Source organism: Achromobacter spanius (genome assembly GCF_039673305.1).
Taxonomy (GTDB): Bacteria; Pseudomonadota; Gammaproteobacteria; order Burkholderiales; family Burkholderiaceae_B; genus Achromobacter; species Achromobacter spanius_F.
In genome coordinates, this window is sequence record NZ_JBDJLJ010000009.1 from 23,463 (window position 1) to 41,385 (window position 17,923).

A 17,923-nucleotide genomic window follows, 5' to 3' on the forward strand; every position below is an offset into this window, starting at 1 on the left:
CACTTCGCCGTCACTTCGCCGTTGCGCAGTACGGGCAATCGGCCTCGCAGGATTTGCCGGCGGCCGCGCCGTTGCCGTCCCCGCCGTGAAAGCACTCATGCGCCAGCCACTGGCTCAGCCGGTCGTAGCTTTCCATGTTGCTGCGCCAGTTCGGCGCGCAGAGATAATAGCCAAGCGGGCTCTCGAAACTGCGGCCGAATATGTCCACCAATTGCCCGGTGGCCAGTTCCTTTTCGATCAGGCAGTGCGGCATCAGCGCCACGCCAAAGCCCGACGACGCCGCCTGGATAATCATCGAAAACAGATTGAAGCCGGGGCCGAATCGCGCCCGGTCATAATCGCCCAGGTACGTCGAAAACCAGTATTCCCACGACAGCGGAATCTCGATGTGCTGCAGCAGCGTGCATTGCTTGATGTCTTCCAGGCTGCGTATCGGGTGCTGCTCAAGATATTCCTTCGAGCACACCAGCCGGGTTTCGCGCCCGGTCAGGTATTTGGCGTCGCCGTCGTGCCAGTCCCCATAGCCATACTGGATCGAGGCGTCGAAATCGAGTTCGGTGCTTTTGTAATCGGCGACGCTGTAGCGCACGAAGTTGATGGAGATGTCCGGATTGACCTCGCGGAACGTCTTTAACCGCGGGAACAGCCATTGCGCCGCAAACGTCGGCGCGGCCGAGACGTTCAGCGATTTGGCGGACTGCTGCGTCGCCATGACCTGCGACGTGGCGCTTTCCAGCGTGTGGAGCGCCGGGCGGATCAGGCTCAGGTACGTGGCCCCCATGCGCGTGAGCTGCAGCCCATTGGTGCCCCGGATGAACAGCGCGTGCCCCAGATAGCTTTCCAGCGTGGCGATGTGCCGGCTGATGGCGCTTTGCGTGACGAACAGTTCCTTGCCCGCCTTCGAGAACGACAGATGCCGGGCCGCCGCGGAGAACGCATTCAATTCAGAAAGGGTGGGGCAGCGACGTCTCATAGGGGGTATGAGTAATGCTCATAAGGCTGTTCAAATTTGTGTCGAACGCATAGGGGGAGACCCGGTATCGGACCCCCGAATTGTACCGGTAGAGTTCGGCATGCCGTTATTTCCAGGCACTTTGAACTGTTTACGTGGTCGATTATGAAGCCGGTTGTCATCAAGAATTGCAGGATCCTCAATACCCGAACCCTGGCCCTCGAAGCCGCCGCGACCGTGCTGGTCGAAGACGGTCTGATCACCCGCATCGGCGCCGATGAATCGGCCCCCGCGGATGCGCAGGTCGTGGACGCCAAGGGCATGACCCTGATGCCCGGCATGATCGACTGCCACGTCCACGTGGTGGCGTCGTCGTTCAACCTGGGCCGCGTCGCGGCCCTGCCCAACGCGCTGGCGCTCCTGCGCGCGCTGCCCATCATGCAGGGCATGCTGGACCGGGGCTTCACGTCGGTGCGCGACGCCGGCGGGGCCGACTGGGCGCTGGCGCAAGCCGTGCTGGACGGCACGGTCGATGGCCCCCGCCTGTTCTGCGCGGGCAAGGCCCTGTCGCAGACCGGCGGCCATGGCGACTTCCGCCAGCGCAACGACGAACTCGATCCCTGCCCGTGCTCGGTCAAGATCGGCAACATCGGCCGCGTGGTCGACGGCGTCGACAACTGCCGCCTGGCCGTGCGCGAGGAAATCCTCAAGGGCGCCACGCAGATCAAGGTCATGGCGTCCGGCGGCGTGGCCTCGCCCAATGACCCCATCCAGAACCTGGGCTTCTCCGAGGCCGAGCTGATCGCCATCGTGGAAGAAGCCAGCAACGCCAACACCTACGTGATGGCGCACGCCTACACGCCCCGCGCCATCACGCGCGCCGTGCGTTGCGGCGTGCGCACCATCGAGCATGGCAATCTGGTCGACCGCGAGGCGGCGCAGGTGATGAAGGAGCACGGCGCCTACATGGTGCCCACCCTGATCACCTACGAAGGCCTGGCCAACGACGGCGAGCGCTATGGCCTGCCGCTGGATTCCGTGAAGAAGATCGCCACCGTGCGCACGCAGGGCCTGACCGCGCTGGAGATCCTGGACGAGGTCGGCGTGAAGATGGGCTACGGCAGCGACCTGCTGGGCGAGACCCACTACATGCAGTCCGATGAACTGGTGCTGCGCAGCCGCGTGCTGGGCAACGCCAAGGTGATCCAGCAGGCGACCCTGATCGGCGCCGAGATCCTCAACCACGAGGGCCTCTTGGGTGAAGTGTGCGAAGGCGCCTACGCGGACCTGCTGCTGATCGACGGCAATCCGCTGGACGACATCGAACTGCTGACCAAGCCCGACTCGATCAAGCTGATCATGAACCGCGGCCTGCTGCACAAGAACGCCTGCTGACGTCCCTTTTCTTTATTTCCTCCGGAACCTTCCCACCATGTATTCCGTATCGGACCGCCTTGAGCGGCTGCCGTTCAGCAGCTTTCATTTCCGGCTGCTGATGATCGGCGGCCTGGGCCTCGCTTTCGAAGCGCTGGACGCCGGCATCATCGCTTTCATCATTCCCTCGCTGCGCACCCAATGGGGGCTGAGCACGGGCCAGATCGGCTGGATCGCCAGCAGCACCTATGTGGGCTTCCTGGTCGGCGCGCTGTTCTCCGGCATCCTGGGCGACCGCTACGGCCGCAAGAAGATCATGATGTGGGCGCTGCTGCTGTTCTGCGTGGCCACGTTCGTCAACGCCTTTGCCCGCAACTATCACGAGTTCTACATCCTGCGCATGATCGCCGGCATCGGCATGGGCGCCGAAGGCGCCATCATCGCGCCGTACCTGGCCGAGTTCGTCAGCAGCAAGTACCGCGGCCGCTTCACCGGCGCGCTGGCGGGCTTCTTCTCGTTCGGCTTCGTGATGTCGGCCCTGCTGGGCTACTTCATCGTGCCGCTCAGCGACGACGGCTGGCGCTGGATCATGATCATCGCGTCGGTGCCGGTGGTGTTCCTGCTGTGGTGGCGCAAGTCGCTGTTCGAATCGCCCCGCTGGCTCGAACACACCGGCCAGACCACGGAGGCGAACCGCATCTGCGAAGCCATCGAAGCCGAAGTGCAGCAAAGCACCGGCCGTCCGCTGCCCAAGCCGGTCGCGACGCGCAAGGCTGCGCCCACGCCCGCCGACCAGCAGACCGCGATGGCCAAGCTGGCGTCGCTGTTCTCCAAGCAATACCTGGGCACGACCGTGCTGGTCTGGGTCTTCTGGATCACCGTGCTGTTCTGCTACTACGCCTTCCTGGTGTGGATCCCCAGCCTGCTGGTCGAGCGCGGCTTCACGATCACCAAGAGCTTCTCGTACACCATCCTGATCTACCTGTCGCAGATCCCCGGCTACTTCTCGGCCGCGTATTTGAACGACCGGATCGGCCGCAAGTACACCATCCTGGCCTACATGCTGCTGTCGTGCCTGTCCGCGCTGGGCCTGGCGCTGGCCAGCGGCGAGCACCAGATCATCATGCTGAGCATGCTGCTGTCCTTCGGCATGAACGGCGTCATCGCCGGCCAGTACACCTACACCGCCGAAATCTATCCCACGTCGATCCGCGCGACCGGCATGGGAGCGGCGTCGGCCTTCGCCCGCATCGGCTCCATCGCGTCGCCGACCATCGTGGGCGTGGCGTACCCGGTGCTGGGCTTTGCGGGCGTGTTCGCCATGATGACCGCCATCCTGCTGATCGGCGGGCTGGGCATCCTGTTCTACGGCAAGAACACGCGCGGCGTCGTGCTCGAGGAGATCAACGCATGAGGAATGCACCCGTCATGGCATTGGGCGCCCTGGCCGCGCATGCCCGCACGCTGGGCCTGGCCCGCGACCAGCAGGCTCAGTGGGCCGCGATCTCGGCGCTGCTCGAGGAAGCGTTCGGCCACAAGCTCTTCACCGCGCTGGTACACCTGGAAGAGGAGCGCCTGATGAAGCGGCTGCATACCTCGGACGAGAGCATCAGCCCGCTGGGCGGCTTCAAGGCCACCGGCAACGGCCCGTGGTCGCGGCTGGTGCTGCAGGAAGGGCAGATCTACGTGGCCAGCAACGAAGACGACGTGCGCACCGTGTTTTCCGAGGCGTCGATGTTGATCGAGCGCGGACTGCAGTCGGCCTTCAACATCCCCGTGCGGCAGGAAGGGCGCGTGATCGGGTCGCTCAACATGCTGAGCGGACGGCATGCCTACGACAACGCCGACCACGATCTGGCCGCGGTGATCGGCGGGCTATGCGCACCGGTCTTCATCGAGGAGATGCGGGCCGCGCAGGCGGCTGCCGCAAGCGTGGACCGGTCGGCGCTGGACAGCGTGTGACCGCTTGAAAAGTGGTGCGCCGTCACCAGGCCGTGACGGTGTCTTGCGGGCCGCTCGATCGAGCGGCCTTTTTTTGGCGCTGGCGCCTAGGCCGGCCGCTTGTTCAGGATCACCAGCGCGACGCCCAGCAGCACCAGCGCCGACGCGGCCAGCAGCAGGCCCGTCAGCGGCTCGTCCAGGAACACCGTGCCGCCAAACGCGGCCAGCACCGGCACGCTGAGCTGGACGGTGGCGGCGCGCGTCACGTTCAGCTGCTTGAGCGCCGCATACCAGAGGATGTAGCCCAGCCCCGACGTCACGGCGCCGGACACCACCGCATAGGCCGCGCCGGCGGCATCGATCCGGATGTGCGACGCCACGAACTGCACAAGGAACAGCGCCAGCGCGACAGGCGTGGCCCGGATGAAATTGCCCGCCGTTGCCGCCGCCGGATTCTTCGAGCCCCGGCCCAGCAGCGAATAAATGCTCCAGGCCACCCCCGAGAGGATCATCAGGAACCCGTAGAACACGGGCGGCGCGCCTACGCTGGGCAGCATCAGGCCCACCAGTCCGCAGATCGCCAGGCCGATTCCCAAGCCCTGCACGAACGACAGCCGCTCGCCGATCACCAGCCCGTACACGATCATGCTGATCTGGATCGCCCCGAACAGCAGCAGGGCGCCCGTCCCGGCGGGGATCCGCGTATACGCGTAGGAAAACGCCACGGCATACGCAAACAGGGCCAGCGCGCCCGCCCAGTTGCCTTCCAGGCGCGCGGATTCCCGGCGCAGGACCAGCACCAGCCACAGCATCACGGCGCCGGACACGATGCGGATGGCGACAAAGGTGGTGGGGTCGATGGCCGTCTGCTTGAGCGCAAGCCGGCACAGCAGGGAATTGCCGGCAAAGGCCAGCATGGCGAAGAGGGTGAGCGCGAAGAGGCGGAGTGTCATGGCGCGGGCCTTTCAATGACCGCTGCGAGCCTCGCCCGCGCCTGTTACTGCGCGGCCTGGGCGGCCTCGCGGAACCGCTGCACCAGCGGGGAACCGTCTTCGGAACGATACGCCAGCAGGACCTGGCTTTGGGCATCCGGCGTATCCAGTTCGCGATAGGCCACGCCGGGTATGCCCGTCTTCATGTACGTATCCGGCAGGATGGAAATGCCCATGCCCGCCGCCACCAGCCCGATGATGGTCGCGCCTTCGCGCGCCTCCTGGCCCACCTGCGGCGCAAACCCCGCCCGGCTGGCCAGCACGCTTACGTGGTCGAACAGGCCGCAGCCCAGCCCGCGGGGGAACAGGATGAAGGATTCGTCCGCCAGATCCGTCATCGGCAGCGGCGTGCTGCGCCGCGCAAGCGGGTGCGATTGCGGCATGGCGACCATCAGCCGGTCGCTCCACAAGGGCAGCGTCGCGATGTTGGGCGGCGGCACGAACAGGATCGACGGGCGCAGAAAGCCTACGTCGATGTTCTTGGACGCCAGCGCCCGCAATTGCTGGCCGGTCGACTGGTGGCTCAGATCCACGCCCACCCCGGGGAATTCCGTGCGAAAGGCCTGCACGATGCGGGGGAAGGCGTCGAACATGGGCACCGACGCGGTGAACGCCACGCGGATCTCGCCGGTTTCGCCCAGCGCCGACTGCCGCACGACTTCGCCGGCGCGTTCCAGGTGCGCCAGCGCGCGGCGCGCCTGGTCCAGGAACAGCGCGCCCGCCTGGGTCAGTTCCACGCTGCGGCTCGTGCGCGTCAGCAGCGGCGACCCCAGTTCTTCTTCCAGCGCCTTGATCTGCAGGCTGAGCGGCGGCTGGCTGACATGCAGGCGGCGCGCGGCCTGGCTGAAGCTCAGCTCCTCGGCGACGGCGACGAAATAGCGCAGTTGGCGGAAATCCATATCAATTTGGAAAGCAAATAGATGATCTTGAAAAACGGTATTGGACGATATGAGTGTACTCCGCGCATCATGCCGGCATACCAACTAGACAGACAGGAGACAACCCATGAAGGCTTACGTCCCGTCGCGGCCCCGCCGCGCCCTTGTCACCGCTGTGGGAGTGGGCGCGCTGGCCGCCGCCGCGCTGATGCCGTTGCCCACCGCCGCCCAGGCCGCCTTTCCGGATAAGCCGATCCGCATTGTCGTCCCGTATGCCGCCGGCGGCGGCGTGGACATCGTCACCCGGCTGGTCAGCCAGAAAATGGGCGACGCGCTGAAGCAGACCATCATCGTCGACAACCGCCCCGGCGCGGCCACCAACATCGGCATGGACGCGGTCGCGCGCGCCCCGGCGGACGGCTACACGCTGTTGACGGCATCGAACACCCTGGCCGCCAACGGCGCCCTGTTCTCCAAGCTGACCTTCGACCCCGCGCGCGATTTCACGCCGGTGGGCGCGATCGGCTATGCGCCGCTGGCCGTGGTGGTGCCCGTGGAATCGTCGTTCAAGACCTTGAAGGATCTGACCGACTATGGCCGCGCGCACCCCGACAAGCTCACCTACGCCTCGGCGGGCAACGGCAGTTCCGGCCATCTGGCCAGCGAACTGCTCAAGCGCGAGAGCGGCATGAAGGCGCTGCACGTGCCGTACAAGGGTGGTTCGCCGGCCGTCACGGACCTCCTGGGTCAGCGTATCTCCTTCATGTCCATCAACCCGCTGGAAGTCGTCTCGCACATCAAGGCCGGCAAGCTGCGCGCGCTGGCGGTGCTGGACGACGAGCCGGCCGCCATGCTGCCCGAGGTGCCCACAGTGGTGTCGCAGGGCCTGCCCGGCGCGATGGCCACCGTGTGGTGGGGCCTGATCGGTCCCAAGGATCTGCCGCCGGACGTCACGGAGAAATTGAATAGCGCCCTGCAAAGCGCCCTCAAGGACCCCGAGGTCAAAAAGCGCTTCGGCGAAATGGGCGCCGTCGTCACGCCCGGCACCGCTCCGCAGTTCCGCGATTTCGTCGCGGCGGAAACCACCAAATGGACCAAGGTCATCAAGGACGCGGGCATCAAGGCGGACTAGCCGCGCCCGTGCCGGTGCGGCGCCGCGCGGCGGGCCGCACCGGCATTCATGCATAGAGGAATAGAAATGGAACGGCAAAAGAACGCGCTGGTCGTCAGCGCGCATTCCGCGGACTTCGTCTGGCGCGCGGGCGGCGCCATCGCCCTGTACGCCAGCCGCGGCTGGAAAATGACCGTGGTGTGCCTGTCGTTCGGCGAACGCGGCGAATCCGCCAAGCTGTGGAAGCAGCCCGGCATGACGCTGGACAAGGTCAAGGCCGACCGCCGCGACGAAGCGCGCCTTGCGGCCGATATCCTGGGCGCCGACATCCGGTTCGTGGACTGCGGCGACTATCCGCTGCGCGTGTCGGACGACGCGCTGTTCGAACTGGTGGACGTCTACCGCGAACTGCAGCCGGAATTCGTGCTGACGCATTCGCAGAAAGACCCCTACAACTTCGACCACCCGCTGGCCACCCACGTCGCGCAGGAAGCCCGCGTGATCGCCCAGGCCCACGGGCACCATCCGGAGCAGCCGGTTTTGGGCGCCCCTCCCGTGTTCCTCTTCGAGCCGCACCAGCCCGAGCAGTGCGAATGGAAGCCTGAAGTGCTGCTGGATATCTCCGAGGTCTGGGACCAGAAGCGCCGCGCCTTCGAGACCATGGCGGCCCAGGAGCACCTGTGGGAGTACTACACCCGCGTCGCCCTGCAGCGCGGCGTGCAGGCATCGCGCAATTCCAACCAGAAGATCAAGTACGCCGAAGGCTACCAGCGCGTCTTTCCTCAGGTCACAGGAGAACTGGCATGAGCGTCGCCGTCCGCAACATCCAGCGCGCCGACAGCGCGGTCATCGCGCGCCTGGCGTCGGCCGGCGTGGCCACCGCGCACGAGGCGCAGCAGCGCACCGGCCTGCTGCAGCCCTACATGCGGCCCATCCAGGCCGGCGCTTCCATCGCGGGCAGCGCCGTCACCGTGCTGGCGCAGCCGGGCGACAACTGGATGCTGCACGTCGCCATCGAACTCTGCCGGCCGGGCGACATCGTTGTCGTTGCCTGCGCATCGTCGAACGAGGATGGGATGTTCGGGGAACTGCTGGCGACGTCGATGCGGGCGCGCGGGGTGCAGGGCCTGATCATCGACGCAGGGTGCCGCGACGTGGCGGCGTTGAAAGAGATGCAGTTTCCCGTGTGGTCCAAAGGCGTGTCGGCCAAGGGCACGGTCAAGGCCACGCCCGGATCCGTCAACGTGCCCGTCGTGTGCGCCGGCGCGCTCGTGCAGCCCGGCGATGTCGTCATCGCGGATGACGACGGCGTGTGCGTGGTGCCGCGTGCCCGCGCGGTTGAGGTCGCTGACGCTTGCGACGCGCGCCTCCTGAACGAAGCGGCCAAGCGCAAGCGCCTGGCTGCCGGCGAGCTGGGGCTGGATATCTACGGCATGCGGGACAAGCTTGCCGCGGCGGGACTGGTGTACGTGGACAGCAGCGCCGACGCGTAACGGGCATGCATCGCTGCGGCGTGGCAGCTTTCAGCAAGGGCATGCCACGCGCCCTCGATGCCGGGCCGTTGAGCGTGACCTCGTGATGCAGTTCACCGAATTGCCGTGGGGGTTGGAGACATTCTGACGGGTAGTGCCGCCGCCTTGCCTGCTTTCAAGATCAAGCAGGCTCTCCGGTGATGGAGTCCGGCTCAATTCTGGGGCTGCCGTCGCAGCGCCCCAGCTGGCTTGCCGTCAGCGCTGACGCTGCGCGTCCACGGGCCCGGTCACCGTAATCACCAAGGGCACGCCATTGATTTCCCGAGGCAGGCGCGCCGCCACGCCGGCGTCCGTCACGCCCACGGCAATCGCCTCTTCTCCGGGGCGGCCGGTGCCGACGCCCACCGAGACGACGCCTGGCACGGCAAGAAGCCGCGCTTCCTGGCTGGCCAGCACCTGGCCGGCCGCGCCGCTCGCTTGCGTGTCGGCCGGGCTGTATTCGACGGGGCCGGCGCCGGAGAAATCTGGCCCTGGGGTGTGTGGATCGTTCATGGCGCCAACTCCTCTAACCGTGTCGAATCCAGTGTAATCGGCCGCCCCGTTTAGCGACAGGGCGGCCGGGGGCCGGTAGGGGCCGGATCAGGGCAGCAGTCTGATGTTCAGTGCGGAAAGCACCGACGCGATCGGATTGGCAAACGTCGTGCCGCCGCCGCCCGCGAACAGCAGGGCGACGGGCCGCACGCCGGAAGCCCAGTGCCAGATCAGCGAACCGGAATCGCCGCCCGCGGAGAACGGATTGGCGTTGACGGATTGAATGGCGATCTGGTTACGGAACAGCGCAACGCGGCCGCCGCCATAGTTCACGTTCACCGACACGCCGATCTGCGTCACGCGGCCTTGCGTCAGGCCCGTGGTTCGTCCGCTTTTGCCGACGATCAGCCCGAGGGACGCGGCCAATGCCGCCGTGCCGGTGCGGTAATAGGCGGCGCTGCCGCCAGAAAGGTAATACTGCTCGCCACGGATGCGATCGTGCCACGCCCACCCGAACGCGCAGTCCACGAAGTTCGCCGCGCCGCCGAAGTTGATCGGCACCCAGCGCGCCAGCACCGCAATCTGGTCTCCCGGATGACGGCCGCCGTCCGCCGCGCCCGGCTGGATGATGCTGTCGTTCACGCTCGCGACGTTCGAATTCGCCAGCACGTGATTATTGCTGAGAATCAGGTGCCGATTGTTCCATGGCGCCGTCAGCCCGATCGCCCGGCTTCCGAGCGTGCCTGCGGTGACATTCACGTGTCCCACCGAGACGCCTCCGGGCGCTGGCCGGTGCCGCGCGCGGTGCGAATAGGCGTCGACCACGCCCACCGGCACCTGCTGCACCGGCACGCTAGACAGGGCGCGCGTGCCGGCGGCTTGCGCCACCTGGCCCAGCACGGCCTCTTGCGGCATCGCGCTCTCGGTGAAGATCGTCAGCACCGGTTCGCCCGGGCCGCCCGCACCGAAGGTGACGTTGGTCGGGTCCGGCAAGCCAATCCCGACGCCGACGATGCCATCGGAGGAAGATCCATCCGACTGCGCCCGGGATTCGCCGGACGCCGAGAGCAATCGAGCCTCGATCGCGTCCCTGAGCGCCAGCAGATCGTCCGAAACGCCGGCCTCGGCAAATACGGCTTGTTGTTCCGCCTCTTGGCTCAGCGCTTCGAGTCCGGCGGCGTCAGAATCCGGGTTCTCGGGCGCCCCGGAGGCGGACTTGCCGGTGGCCGGCCCGCCTTCATCTTCTTCGCCCGGGTTGTCCACCCGTGGGGTGTTGTTGTTCTTTCCTGACATGACAGTGTCCTCCAACAATATGAATGAAAGTTAGATAGAACCGTGTGGAAATCGCATGGGGTTATTGGTCGCCCAGCGGCTCGACGAGCGCGCAGGCGCGGAACCCGGCACTGACTGGCACTGCGGCCGGGCTGCCGGTATTTGTGTCGTTGGCTCCTTGAGGGTGATGGCCTTATGGCCGGACGAAGGGCGGTCCGATGCCTTTGCCGGGAACTGCCGGCGGGATTGGGACCAGGGGGAAGCGGAAGGAGGGTGGCAGGCCGGGCGCAGCGTTGCCGGGATGTCCCGAAGAGGAGGCCGCGATCAGGAATGAGGCACTTCCTTGCGCGACGGATGAACCCGTCCAGCGATGCGCCTGGCATGCGGCTGGCGTGCTTGGCGCATCGGTTGAATCAGCGATGGATTAGGCCATTTGGCCTCTGGATGCGAGCCATTATTTGGCTGCGCTCGCCCGATGTGTATGGGCAAGTTGGAGTATGGACAAGGTGGGGTCGGGGGATGGTTTAGATCCGGATGGTGGCCGGCGGGGTGCAGTGCGGGAGCGGTGATCGGGGAAAACGTCTTGGCGACATCGACCGCCTTGCCAATTCATCGGGCCGGCCTCTTCAGGCGATCATTGCGAAGCCGCTGATTTAGCGCAGCCCTTGCGAGACGCTATTCAAAGATGGCTGCGATGTGGAGTGCCTGCTGATGGATGAGGCCGGAAAATATTCCCCGCTGGGCTAGTTAACGGATCACTCCCAAGAATTCGCCGACTACCCGATAGCGATGACCGTCGTCTTCATTGCTCAATTCGATTGGGGGCAGGGCCGGGTTGGTTGACCGGGGCTTCAGGACGATCCGCAGGTTTTCAATCCCCTCGTCGGTGTGCACTTTGAAGCTCTGATACTCCTTGACCGTATAACGCGAACCACCGTCGCCATCCGCGGTGCTGGAGCATTCCACCAGCACGATTTTCCCATTTCGGCTCCCTACCGGGTTCAAGCGAAACAGGCAGACGGCGCCGTCAGGAATGACCTTGTTCATGGATTCGCCTACTACATGACAGGCGAAAATGTTCTCTCCTACCGGCATACCATCCGGTACTGCCACCCACTTCTCATGCTCGACCTGTTGAAGCGCGCTGAAGCTGCCGGCGGCGGCCCGCAGATCATAGAGGGGGACCGAATTGATGTAAGGTTCCAGCGGCTTCGCTAGTTCCGGAAACGCAATGACGTTGGATTCGTAACTCTCCGCATGCTGTTTTAGATAGTTTCGCAAATCGTCGTCGCATGCGTAGACAAACGTGCCGCGTATCCCTCGCAGCATGATGGTCCGGTAAATGTTCAGTATGTACTGCTTGAGTTCATTGGGATCTTCAATCGCCTGTTTTCCTAGGCGGTCATGGTAATTGTCTTTTTCGATGACGATCTGGTCCCGCTTCTTGTCGTAGCGAATCTCGTGACCGAAGATGATCCCCGTGTAATTTAGATCGTAGCCCTGGGTAGTGTGGATGCAGCCCACTTCGCCCTCGGCGCCCTCCGTATTGATCCAGTCCTTATTTGTCCTGTTCCAACGCAACCGAACGTTGCCGATCTCAATGTCGAACGACTCCCGGGTGTTTTTGGAAACCCAACGCCATGAATAGCCGGCCACCAGACGTGCCAAGCCGTACTTGCTGTTCCTGCGTTCGATCTCCCTCACCATGTCGGATAGCTCGTCAAAGACGAGAAATTCGTATTTGCTTGAGCGGAATTTTTTGCTTGCTGGAAGCCGAACATTCAAGAGCTCGTCGACAAATCGAACATAGCTCAGCCCTGCGCGAATCCGGAACTGCGAGACCAACGTCATGACCTTACTATCCGGCGCAGACTTGATGTAGTCGAAGTCCGATGCGTTGGCGTCAGATGGCTTGATGCTCTGATTCGAATCGTAGAAGAAGACGGCCTTGTCTGATTGGCGGGTGACCCAGTCCACCTCACTGCAAGTGTTCTTGTCCAAACCCAAAGCGGCACAAGCATTGTCGAAGGAGCGGTAGTAGGCTCCCAGGTTGACGCGTTTACGTAACCGGTGTGATTCGTCCACCAAGACGATGTCGTAATGATGCTTCGCCAGCTCAGAGGGGCTGATGACCATGTCGGGGTGCAGGCCCTCAACATTACGAAATGCGTTCTTCAGGGTGCTTCGAAACGAGTTCATTGGCACCACCAGAGCCATGCGCGGGCTTGGCATCCGCCGCTTGATCTGTCGCAGGAGCTCCCGCACTTCCCTTTCCTCTTCCGAAAACTCGCGCAGGTCCAGCTCTTCGAGGTCGGAGTGAATAAGCTTGAAGAGGAATATTGCCAGAACCGATTTCCCGGAGCCGGCGCCACCTTGAACGACGATGTTTTTCAGCGTTGGGTCGACCAGGGACCGCATTATCTCGATCAGGCCTTGCTGTTGATCCGCGGACAGCGACTTGTACGGCGAGTACTTGAAAACATCCAGGTTGTCGATGACTTCAATCGACCTTTCCACAATTCCCTGGCTGCGCAGCCTGTCCCAGGTCTCACGAAATATCTTTGAATAGAGTTCGTCCCTCTGGTAGTAATTGTGGTCGCTCAAGCCCAAATTGCCGTTCAACAGGCTGAAACGGCCGTCCGCCGCCATGTACTTTATAAGGGAAGACTCGATATCGAGTGTGGCCGACTTATTGAAACGCTCGCTGCTGACAACGTGCACCGTCGTCAGGGTTTGCTTCTGGTGGTGCTTAAGGTGTGTACCCAGCCGAGTGATCGTGTCCGTAGTCTCGCCGACGTAGGCACGGCGCGTAGCCCCGTCGCTAAGGATATATACAAGCGGCCAGTTGTTGGCTGCGTAAGCGTTATTCTCAATTTCCGTCAGCGCTTCTGCAGAAAACCGATATCGGTTCACTTCGACAAGTTGGGCCTGGCTCATAGCTCATTGTATTTTTTTGCGGTTCCCTTTGCCTTGTGAACGGGATACTTTTCTTCGTTCTTTTCTATTTTTTCCAGAACGATCTTCTCGACGTCGAAGTTGTACGCATCAGCGAGTAGAAGGGCATAGGCCAGCACATCGGCAAGCTCCTCCTTCACCTTCTCAGGGTCAGCGGCTTCAGGAGTTTTCCAAAGAAAGGATTCCAGCAGTTCGCTGGCCTCGATGCTGAGCGCCAATGCCAAATCTTTAGGATTGTGGAACTGCTGCCAATTCCGGTCGTCGCGGAACTGTCGCAGTCGCTGAATTGCTTTATGCATGTCCTGCCTTTTTCAGAGAGGGCTGGCAGGATGATAGCTCGCTAGCCTGCGGCTTGCATTCGTGATTGGTCAAATCGCAATAGGGCAGCTTGCTGCGTGCAGCTTCGAATCCCGGTCTCCGTTGTGAGAACGGGCGGTTGTCACGAACTCTGAAGAGGTTTTGACAGTAATAGATATACGAACAAAAGCTTCGCGACGTACTCTGGGCGTTGTGCCGCAGTATCGAAACTTACTTGGCCATAGATTGAAGCTTTCCCAGCGTTAGGGAAAGACGAAGATTCGCGCTAGATAACTGTAGTTTCTAGGGATCTTTAGATGGTGCCCGGGGCCGGAATCGAACCGGCACGCCTTGCGGCGGGGGATTTTGAGTCCCCTGCGTCTACCAATTTCACCACCCGGGCAAGGGGGTCGCGAGCACGTCCAGATGACGGCTGCGGGAGATGCGAAGACCGCGATTATATGCGGTCTTTCCTATCTTGTCAGGCGGCCGCCTCGGCGGACCGCCTGCCTGGGGGGCCGTCCCGGGCCGCGCAACCATGTGCGCACCGGGACCCGGGCCCCGCCAATCACTTCTTCTCGGGCAGGAACCAGTTCATCACCAGCGCGCAGATCCCGCCGGTGGCGACGCCCGATTCCAGGACGCTCTTCACCGAGTGCGGCAGGTGCGACAGGATTTCCGGCACCTGCGACACGCCCAGGCCCAGGGCCAGGGATACGGCGATGATCAGCAGCGCGCGGCGGTCGAGCTGGATGCCTGCCAGGATGTTGATCCCGGATGCGGCGACCGCGCCGAACATGACCATGGCGGCGCCGCCCAGGACGGGTTCGGGGACGGCCTGCAGGACGCCGGCGACGACCGGGAAGAGGCCCAGCAGGACGAGCATGCCGGCGATCCAGACGCCGACGTGGCGGCTGGCGATGCCGGTCAGCTGGATGACGCCGTTGTTCTGCGCGAAGACGGAGCTGGGGAACGTATTGAAGACGCCGGCCAGGAGCGAGTTGGCGCCGTTGACCAGGACGCCGCCCTTGATGCGCTGCATCCACAGCGGGCCTTCGACGGGCTGCTTGGACACTTTGCTGGTGGCGGTGACGTCGCCGATGGCTTCCAGGGACGTGACCAGGTAGATGATCAGCATCGGCACGAACAGGGCCCACGAGAAGCCCAGGCCGAAATGCAGCGGAACCGGAACCTGGAACAGGGCGGCCTCGCGGGCGCCGGTGAAGTCCAGGCGGCCCATGTAGGCGGCGGCGATGTAGCCGACGGCCAGCGCCAGGACCAGGGCGGTGCTGCGGATCCAGACGACCGGCACGCGGTTGAGCAGGATGATGGTGCCCAGGACGAGGCCGGACAGGGTCAGGTTCTCGGCGCTGGCGAACGTGCCGTTGGCCATGGCGCCGAAGCCGCCGCCCATGCTGATAAGGCCGACCTTGATGAGGGTCAGGCCAATGAGCAGCACGACGATGCCGGTGACGAGCGGCGTGATGAGGCGCTTGACGAAGGGCAGGATGCGGCTGATGCCCATTTCGACGAAGGAGCCCGCGATGACGACGCCGAAGATGGCGGCCATGACGGCTTCTACCGGGGTGCCTTGCTTGACCATGACCGAGCCGCCGGCGATCAGCGGGCCGACGAAGTTGAAGCTGGTGCCCTGCACGATGAGCAGCCCGGCGCCCAGGGGGCCGAAGCGCTTGCACTGGACGTAGGTGGCGATGCCGGAGATGACCAGCGACATGGACACGATCAGGGTGGTGTCGCGGCTGCTGACGCCCAGGGCCTGGCAGATCAGCAGGCCGGGGGTGACGATGGGGACCAGGATGGCCAGCAGGTGCTGCAGGGCGGCGATGAAGGCGACGGGGGGCGCGGGGCGGTCGTCGGGGCCGTAGACCAGGTCGTGGCTGGCGTCGGCGTCGTCGGGCGCGCTGTGGGGAGCGGGTTGGGTCAGGGAGGCGGGTTGCATGGCGGAGTGCCGGCCGGGGAGGGGTAGGGTAGAAAAGTGCCGGATTTTACCGAGGACAGGCGGATGTCAGGTTGCTGCGCCGCCACCCGGCCTTGAAAAGTTCCCATTGGCCCCCACATCAGTAGGGTTTCCCGGAGACTGCGCGGGCGCACTGCCCCAGTCGTCGATTGTTCCGTCCCTAATTTATTTTCAAAGCTACGTAGAACTATGAGCCAAACCGCCACGAATTCCGCGTCCGAAACCCTGGGTTTCCAGGCCGAGGTGAAGCAGCTGCTGCACCTGATGATCCATTCGCTGTACAGCAACAAGGAAATCTTCCTGCGCGAGCTGGTGTCGAACGCGTCGGACGCCTGCGACAAGCTGCGCTTCGAGGCCATCGACCAGCCCGAGCTGCTGGAAGGCAATGGCGAACTGGCGATCACGGTCAGCTATGACAAGGCGGCCCGCTCGATCACGATCTCGGACAACGGGATCGGCCTGTCGCGCGAAGAGGCCGTGGCCAACCTGGGCACGATCGCCCGCTCGGGCACGCGCGAGTTCTTCTCGCAACTCACGGGCGACAAGCAGAAGGATGCGCAGCTGATCGGCCAGTTCGGCGTGGGCTTTTATTCGTCGTTCATCGTGGCGGACAAGGTGACGGTGGTGAGCCGCCGCGCCGGATCCTCGGACGCGATCCAGTGGGAATCCGACGGCCAGGGCGAATTCACCATCGCCGCCGCTGAAAAAGCCGGCCGCGGCACGGATGTGACGCTGCACCTGCGCGCCGACGAAGACGAACTGCTGAACGGCTGGAAGCTGCGCGAGATCCTGCGCCGCTATTCCGACCACATCTCGCTGCCGATCCGCATGGCGAAGGAAGAGTGGGATCAAGAGAAGGGCGAACAGGTCAAGACCGACGAGCTGGAAACGGTGAACCAGGCGAATGCGCTGTGGGCCCGCAGCAAGTCGGACGTGACGGAAGAGCAGTACCGCGAGTTCTACAAGACGGTGTCGCACGACTACGACGACCCGCTGGCCTGGACGCACAACCGCGTGGAAGGCCGCAGCGAATACACGCAGCTGTTGTACGTGCCCAAGCACGCGCCCATGGACATGTGGGACCGCGACGGCCGCCACGGCGTGAAGCTGTACGTGAAGCGCGTGTTCATCATGGACGACGCCGACCAGCTGCTGCCGTCGTACCTGCGCTTTGTGCGCGGCGTGATCGATTCGGCGGACCTGCCGCTGAACGTGTCGCGCGAGATCCTGCAGGAAAGCCGCGATGTGCGCGCCATCCGCGAGGGCTCGGCCAAGCGCATCCTGTCGCTGCTGGAAGACATGGCCGAAAACAAGCCGGAAGACTACGCCACGTTCTGGTCGGAATTTGGCCAGGTGCTGAAGGAAGGCGCGGGCGAGGACTCGGCCAACCTGGAGCGCATCGCCAAGCTGATGCGTTTTGCATCGACGAATTCGGGCGACCAGGCGCAGACGGTGTCGTTTGCCGATTACGTGTCGCGCATGAAGGAAGGCCAGGACAAGATCTACTACGTGACGGCGGATACGTTCGCCGCGGCCAGCAACAGCCCGCACCTGGAGATCTTCCGCAAGAAGGGCATCGAAGTCCTGCTGCTGTCGGACCGCGTGGACGAGTGGATGTTGTCGTACCTGCGTGAATTCGACGGCAAGTCGCTGGTGTCGGTGGCCAAGGGCGGCCTGGACCTGGCGGAACTGGCCGACGAGGAAGAAAAGAAGCATCAGGCCGAAGTGGCCGAGGACTTCAAGCCGCTGGTCGAGCGCCTGCAGAAGACGCTGGAAGAGCAGGTCAAGGAAGTGCGCGTGACGCTGCGCCTGGTGGATTCGCCGGCGTGCGTGGTGGTGGGCCAGAACGAACTCAGCCCGCATCTGCTGCGCATGCTGAAGGCCGCCGGCCAGGAAGCGCCGAACGTGAAGCCGGTGCTGGAAATCAACCCGGAACACCCGCTGCTGGCGCGTATCCGCGCGGCGGAAGACGGCGAGTTCGACCAGTGGGCGCGCCTGCTGCTCGATCAGGCGCTGCTGGCCGAAGGAGCGCAGATTGCGGACCCGGCGGCGTTCGTGAAGCGGCTGAATGCGCTGCTGCTGAAGTAAGCGGCGGGCAGGGCTGACGAGAGGGGCGTCCGAGAGGACGCCCTTTTTGTTCCAGCCCTTTCAATCGGAAATTACTGTCCGG

Annotated in this window: 15 protein-coding genes and 1 tRNA gene; 7 read left to right on the plus strand and 9 right to left on the minus strand. The window is 64.0% G+C overall.

The window, feature by feature from the left end:
* Positions 1-10: 10 nt before the first annotated feature.
* Positions 11-943: a LysR substrate-binding domain-containing protein gene (locus ABE485_RS10460; protein ID WP_430795414.1), complete on the minus strand. Its 933-nt coding sequence runs from the start codon at positions 941-943 to the stop codon at positions 11-13.
* Positions 944-1,117: 174 nt separating this feature from the next.
* Between ABE485_RS10460 and ABE485_RS10465 the strand changes: the two genes are divergently transcribed.
* The 3 genes from ABE485_RS10465 to ABE485_RS10475 are packed head-to-tail and all read left to right on the plus strand — an operon-like array spanning position 1,118 to position 4,288.
* Entirely contained in the window at positions 1,118-2,347 is a 1,230-nt protein-coding gene (locus tag ABE485_RS10465) for a metal-dependent hydrolase family protein (RefSeq protein ID WP_346515233.1), read from the plus strand.
* Between the two features lie 37 nt (positions 2,348-2,384).
* Positions 2,385-3,740, plus strand: a complete 1,356-nt coding sequence (locus tag ABE485_RS10470) for an MFS transporter (protein WP_346515234.1) — start codon at positions 2,385-2,387, stop codon at positions 3,738-3,740.
* Positions 3,737-4,288: a GAF domain-containing protein gene (locus tag ABE485_RS10475; protein WP_346515235.1), complete on the plus strand. Its 552-nt coding sequence runs from the start codon at positions 3,737-3,739 to the stop codon at positions 4,286-4,288. Before ABE485_RS10470 ends, ABE485_RS10475 begins: the two co-directional genes overlap by 4 nt.
* 86 nt (positions 4,289-4,374) lie before the next feature.
* On the opposite strand, the gene ABE485_RS10480 is transcribed toward ABE485_RS10475, so the two are convergent.
* Complete coding sequence (locus ABE485_RS10480) at positions 4,375-5,220, minus strand: DMT family transporter (RefSeq protein WP_346515236.1); 846 nt, start codon at positions 5,218-5,220, stop codon at positions 4,375-4,377.
* A gap of 44 nt (positions 5,221-5,264) precedes the next feature.
* Entirely contained in the window at positions 5,265-6,158 is an 894-nt protein-coding gene (locus ABE485_RS10485) for a LysR family transcriptional regulator (RefSeq protein WP_346515237.1), read from the minus strand.
* A gap of 106 nt (positions 6,159-6,264) precedes the next feature.
* On the opposite strand from ABE485_RS10485, the gene ABE485_RS10490 reads away from it, so the two are divergent.
* From ABE485_RS10490 to ABE485_RS10500, 3 genes are all read left to right on the plus strand, one after another.
* Entirely contained in the window at positions 6,265-7,269 is a 1,005-nt protein-coding gene (locus tag ABE485_RS10490; protein ID WP_346515238.1) for a Bug family tripartite tricarboxylate transporter substrate binding protein, read from the plus strand.
* A 66-nt stretch (positions 7,270-7,335) separates the two neighbouring features.
* Complete coding sequence (locus ABE485_RS10495; RefSeq protein WP_346515239.1) at positions 7,336-8,055, plus strand: PIG-L deacetylase family protein; 720 nt, start codon at positions 7,336-7,338, stop codon at positions 8,053-8,055.
* Positions 8,052-8,741, plus strand: coding sequence for a 4-carboxy-4-hydroxy-2-oxoadipate aldolase/oxaloacetate decarboxylase (locus ABE485_RS10500; protein WP_346515240.1), 690 nt, complete (start codon positions 8,052-8,054; stop codon positions 8,739-8,741). The genes ABE485_RS10495 and ABE485_RS10500 overlap by 4 nt, the downstream gene beginning before the upstream one ends.
* Before the next feature lie 234 nt (positions 8,742-8,975).
* On the opposite strand, the gene ABE485_RS10505 is transcribed toward ABE485_RS10500, so the two are convergent.
* From ABE485_RS10505 to ABE485_RS10530, 6 genes are all read right to left on the minus strand, one after another.
* Complete coding sequence (locus tag ABE485_RS10505) at positions 8,976-9,272, minus strand: hypothetical protein (protein ID WP_346515241.1); 297 nt, start codon at positions 9,270-9,272, stop codon at positions 8,976-8,978.
* A gap of 87 nt (positions 9,273-9,359) precedes the next feature.
* Positions 9,360-10,544: a hypothetical protein gene (locus tag ABE485_RS10510; protein WP_346515242.1), complete on the minus strand. Its 1,185-nt coding sequence runs from the start codon at positions 10,542-10,544 to the stop codon at positions 9,360-9,362.
* Between the two features lie 726 nt (positions 10,545-11,270).
* A complete protein-coding gene (locus ABE485_RS10515) occupies positions 11,271-13,460 on the minus strand; it encodes a DNA/RNA helicase domain-containing protein (protein WP_346515243.1) in 2,190 nt (729 codons plus the stop codon).
* Positions 13,457-13,777 (minus strand): MazG-like family protein, encoded by a 321-nt coding sequence (locus ABE485_RS10520; RefSeq protein ID WP_346515244.1) that lies wholly within the window; start codon positions 13,775-13,777, stop codon positions 13,457-13,459. The genes ABE485_RS10515 and ABE485_RS10520 overlap by 4 nt, the downstream gene beginning before the upstream one ends.
* A gap of 316 nt (positions 13,778-14,093) precedes the next feature.
* Positions 14,094-14,178: transfer RNA gene (locus ABE485_RS10525), tRNA-Leu, on the minus strand.
* A gap of 165 nt (positions 14,179-14,343) precedes the next feature.
* The gene (locus ABE485_RS10530; RefSeq protein ID WP_346515245.1) at positions 14,344-15,735 is read right to left on the minus strand and encodes a uracil-xanthine permease family protein; all 1,392 of its coding nucleotides are present in this window, start codon (positions 15,733-15,735) and stop codon (positions 14,344-14,346) included.
* A 207-nt stretch (positions 15,736-15,942) separates the two neighbouring features.
* Here ABE485_RS10530 and htpG point away from each other — a divergent pair, with 207 nt between their 5' ends.
* Positions 15,943-17,841 (plus strand): molecular chaperone HtpG, encoded by a 1,899-nt coding sequence (gene htpG / locus ABE485_RS10535; protein WP_346515246.1) that lies wholly within the window; start codon positions 15,943-15,945, stop codon positions 17,839-17,841.
* Positions 17,842-17,923 lie beyond the last annotated feature (82 nt).

Excerpts from the sequence above, each read along its gene's own strand:
- ABE485_RS10465 (WP_346515233.1), top strand. The coding sequence starts at position 1,118 with ATGAAGCCGGTTGTCATCAAGAATTGCAGGATCCTCAATACCCGAACC.
- ABE485_RS10470 (WP_346515234.1), top strand. The coding sequence starts at position 2,385 with ATGTATTCCGTATCGGACCGCCTTGAGCGGCTGCCGTTCAGCAGCTTT.
- ABE485_RS10475 (WP_346515235.1), top strand. The coding sequence starts at position 3,737 with ATGAGGAATGCACCCGTCATGGCATTGGGCGCCCTGGCCGCGCATGCC.
- ABE485_RS10480 (WP_346515236.1), bottom strand. The coding sequence starts at position 5,220 with ATGACACTCCGCCTCTTCGCGCTCACCCTCTTCGCCATGCTGGCCTTT.
- ABE485_RS10485 (WP_346515237.1), bottom strand. The coding sequence starts at position 6,158 with ATGGATTTCCGCCAACTGCGCTATTTCGTCGCCGTCGCCGAGGAGCTG.
- ABE485_RS10490 (WP_346515238.1), top strand. The coding sequence starts at position 6,265 with ATGAAGGCTTACGTCCCGTCGCGGCCCCGCCGCGCCCTTGTCACCGCT.
- ABE485_RS10495 (WP_346515239.1), top strand. The coding sequence starts at position 7,336 with ATGGAACGGCAAAAGAACGCGCTGGTCGTCAGCGCGCATTCCGCGGAC.
- ABE485_RS10500 (WP_346515240.1), top strand. The coding sequence starts at position 8,052 with ATGAGCGTCGCCGTCCGCAACATCCAGCGCGCCGACAGCGCGGTCATC.
- ABE485_RS10505 (WP_346515241.1), bottom strand. The coding sequence starts at position 9,272 with ATGAACGATCCACACACCCCAGGGCCAGATTTCTCCGGCGCCGGCCCC.
- ABE485_RS10510 (WP_346515242.1), bottom strand. The coding sequence starts at position 10,544 with ATGTCAGGAAAGAACAACAACACCCCACGGGTGGACAACCCGGGCGAA.
- ABE485_RS10515 (WP_346515243.1), bottom strand. The coding sequence starts at position 13,460 with ATGAGCCAGGCCCAACTTGTCGAAGTGAACCGATATCGGTTTTCTGCA.
- ABE485_RS10520 (WP_346515244.1), bottom strand. The coding sequence starts at position 13,777 with ATGCATAAAGCAATTCAGCGACTGCGACAGTTCCGCGACGACCGGAAT.
- ABE485_RS10530 (WP_346515245.1), bottom strand. The coding sequence starts at position 15,735 with ATGCAACCCGCCTCCCTGACCCAACCCGCTCCCCACAGCGCGCCCGAC.
- htpG (WP_346515246.1), top strand. The coding sequence starts at position 15,943 with ATGAGCCAAACCGCCACGAATTCCGCGTCCGAAACCCTGGGTTTCCAG.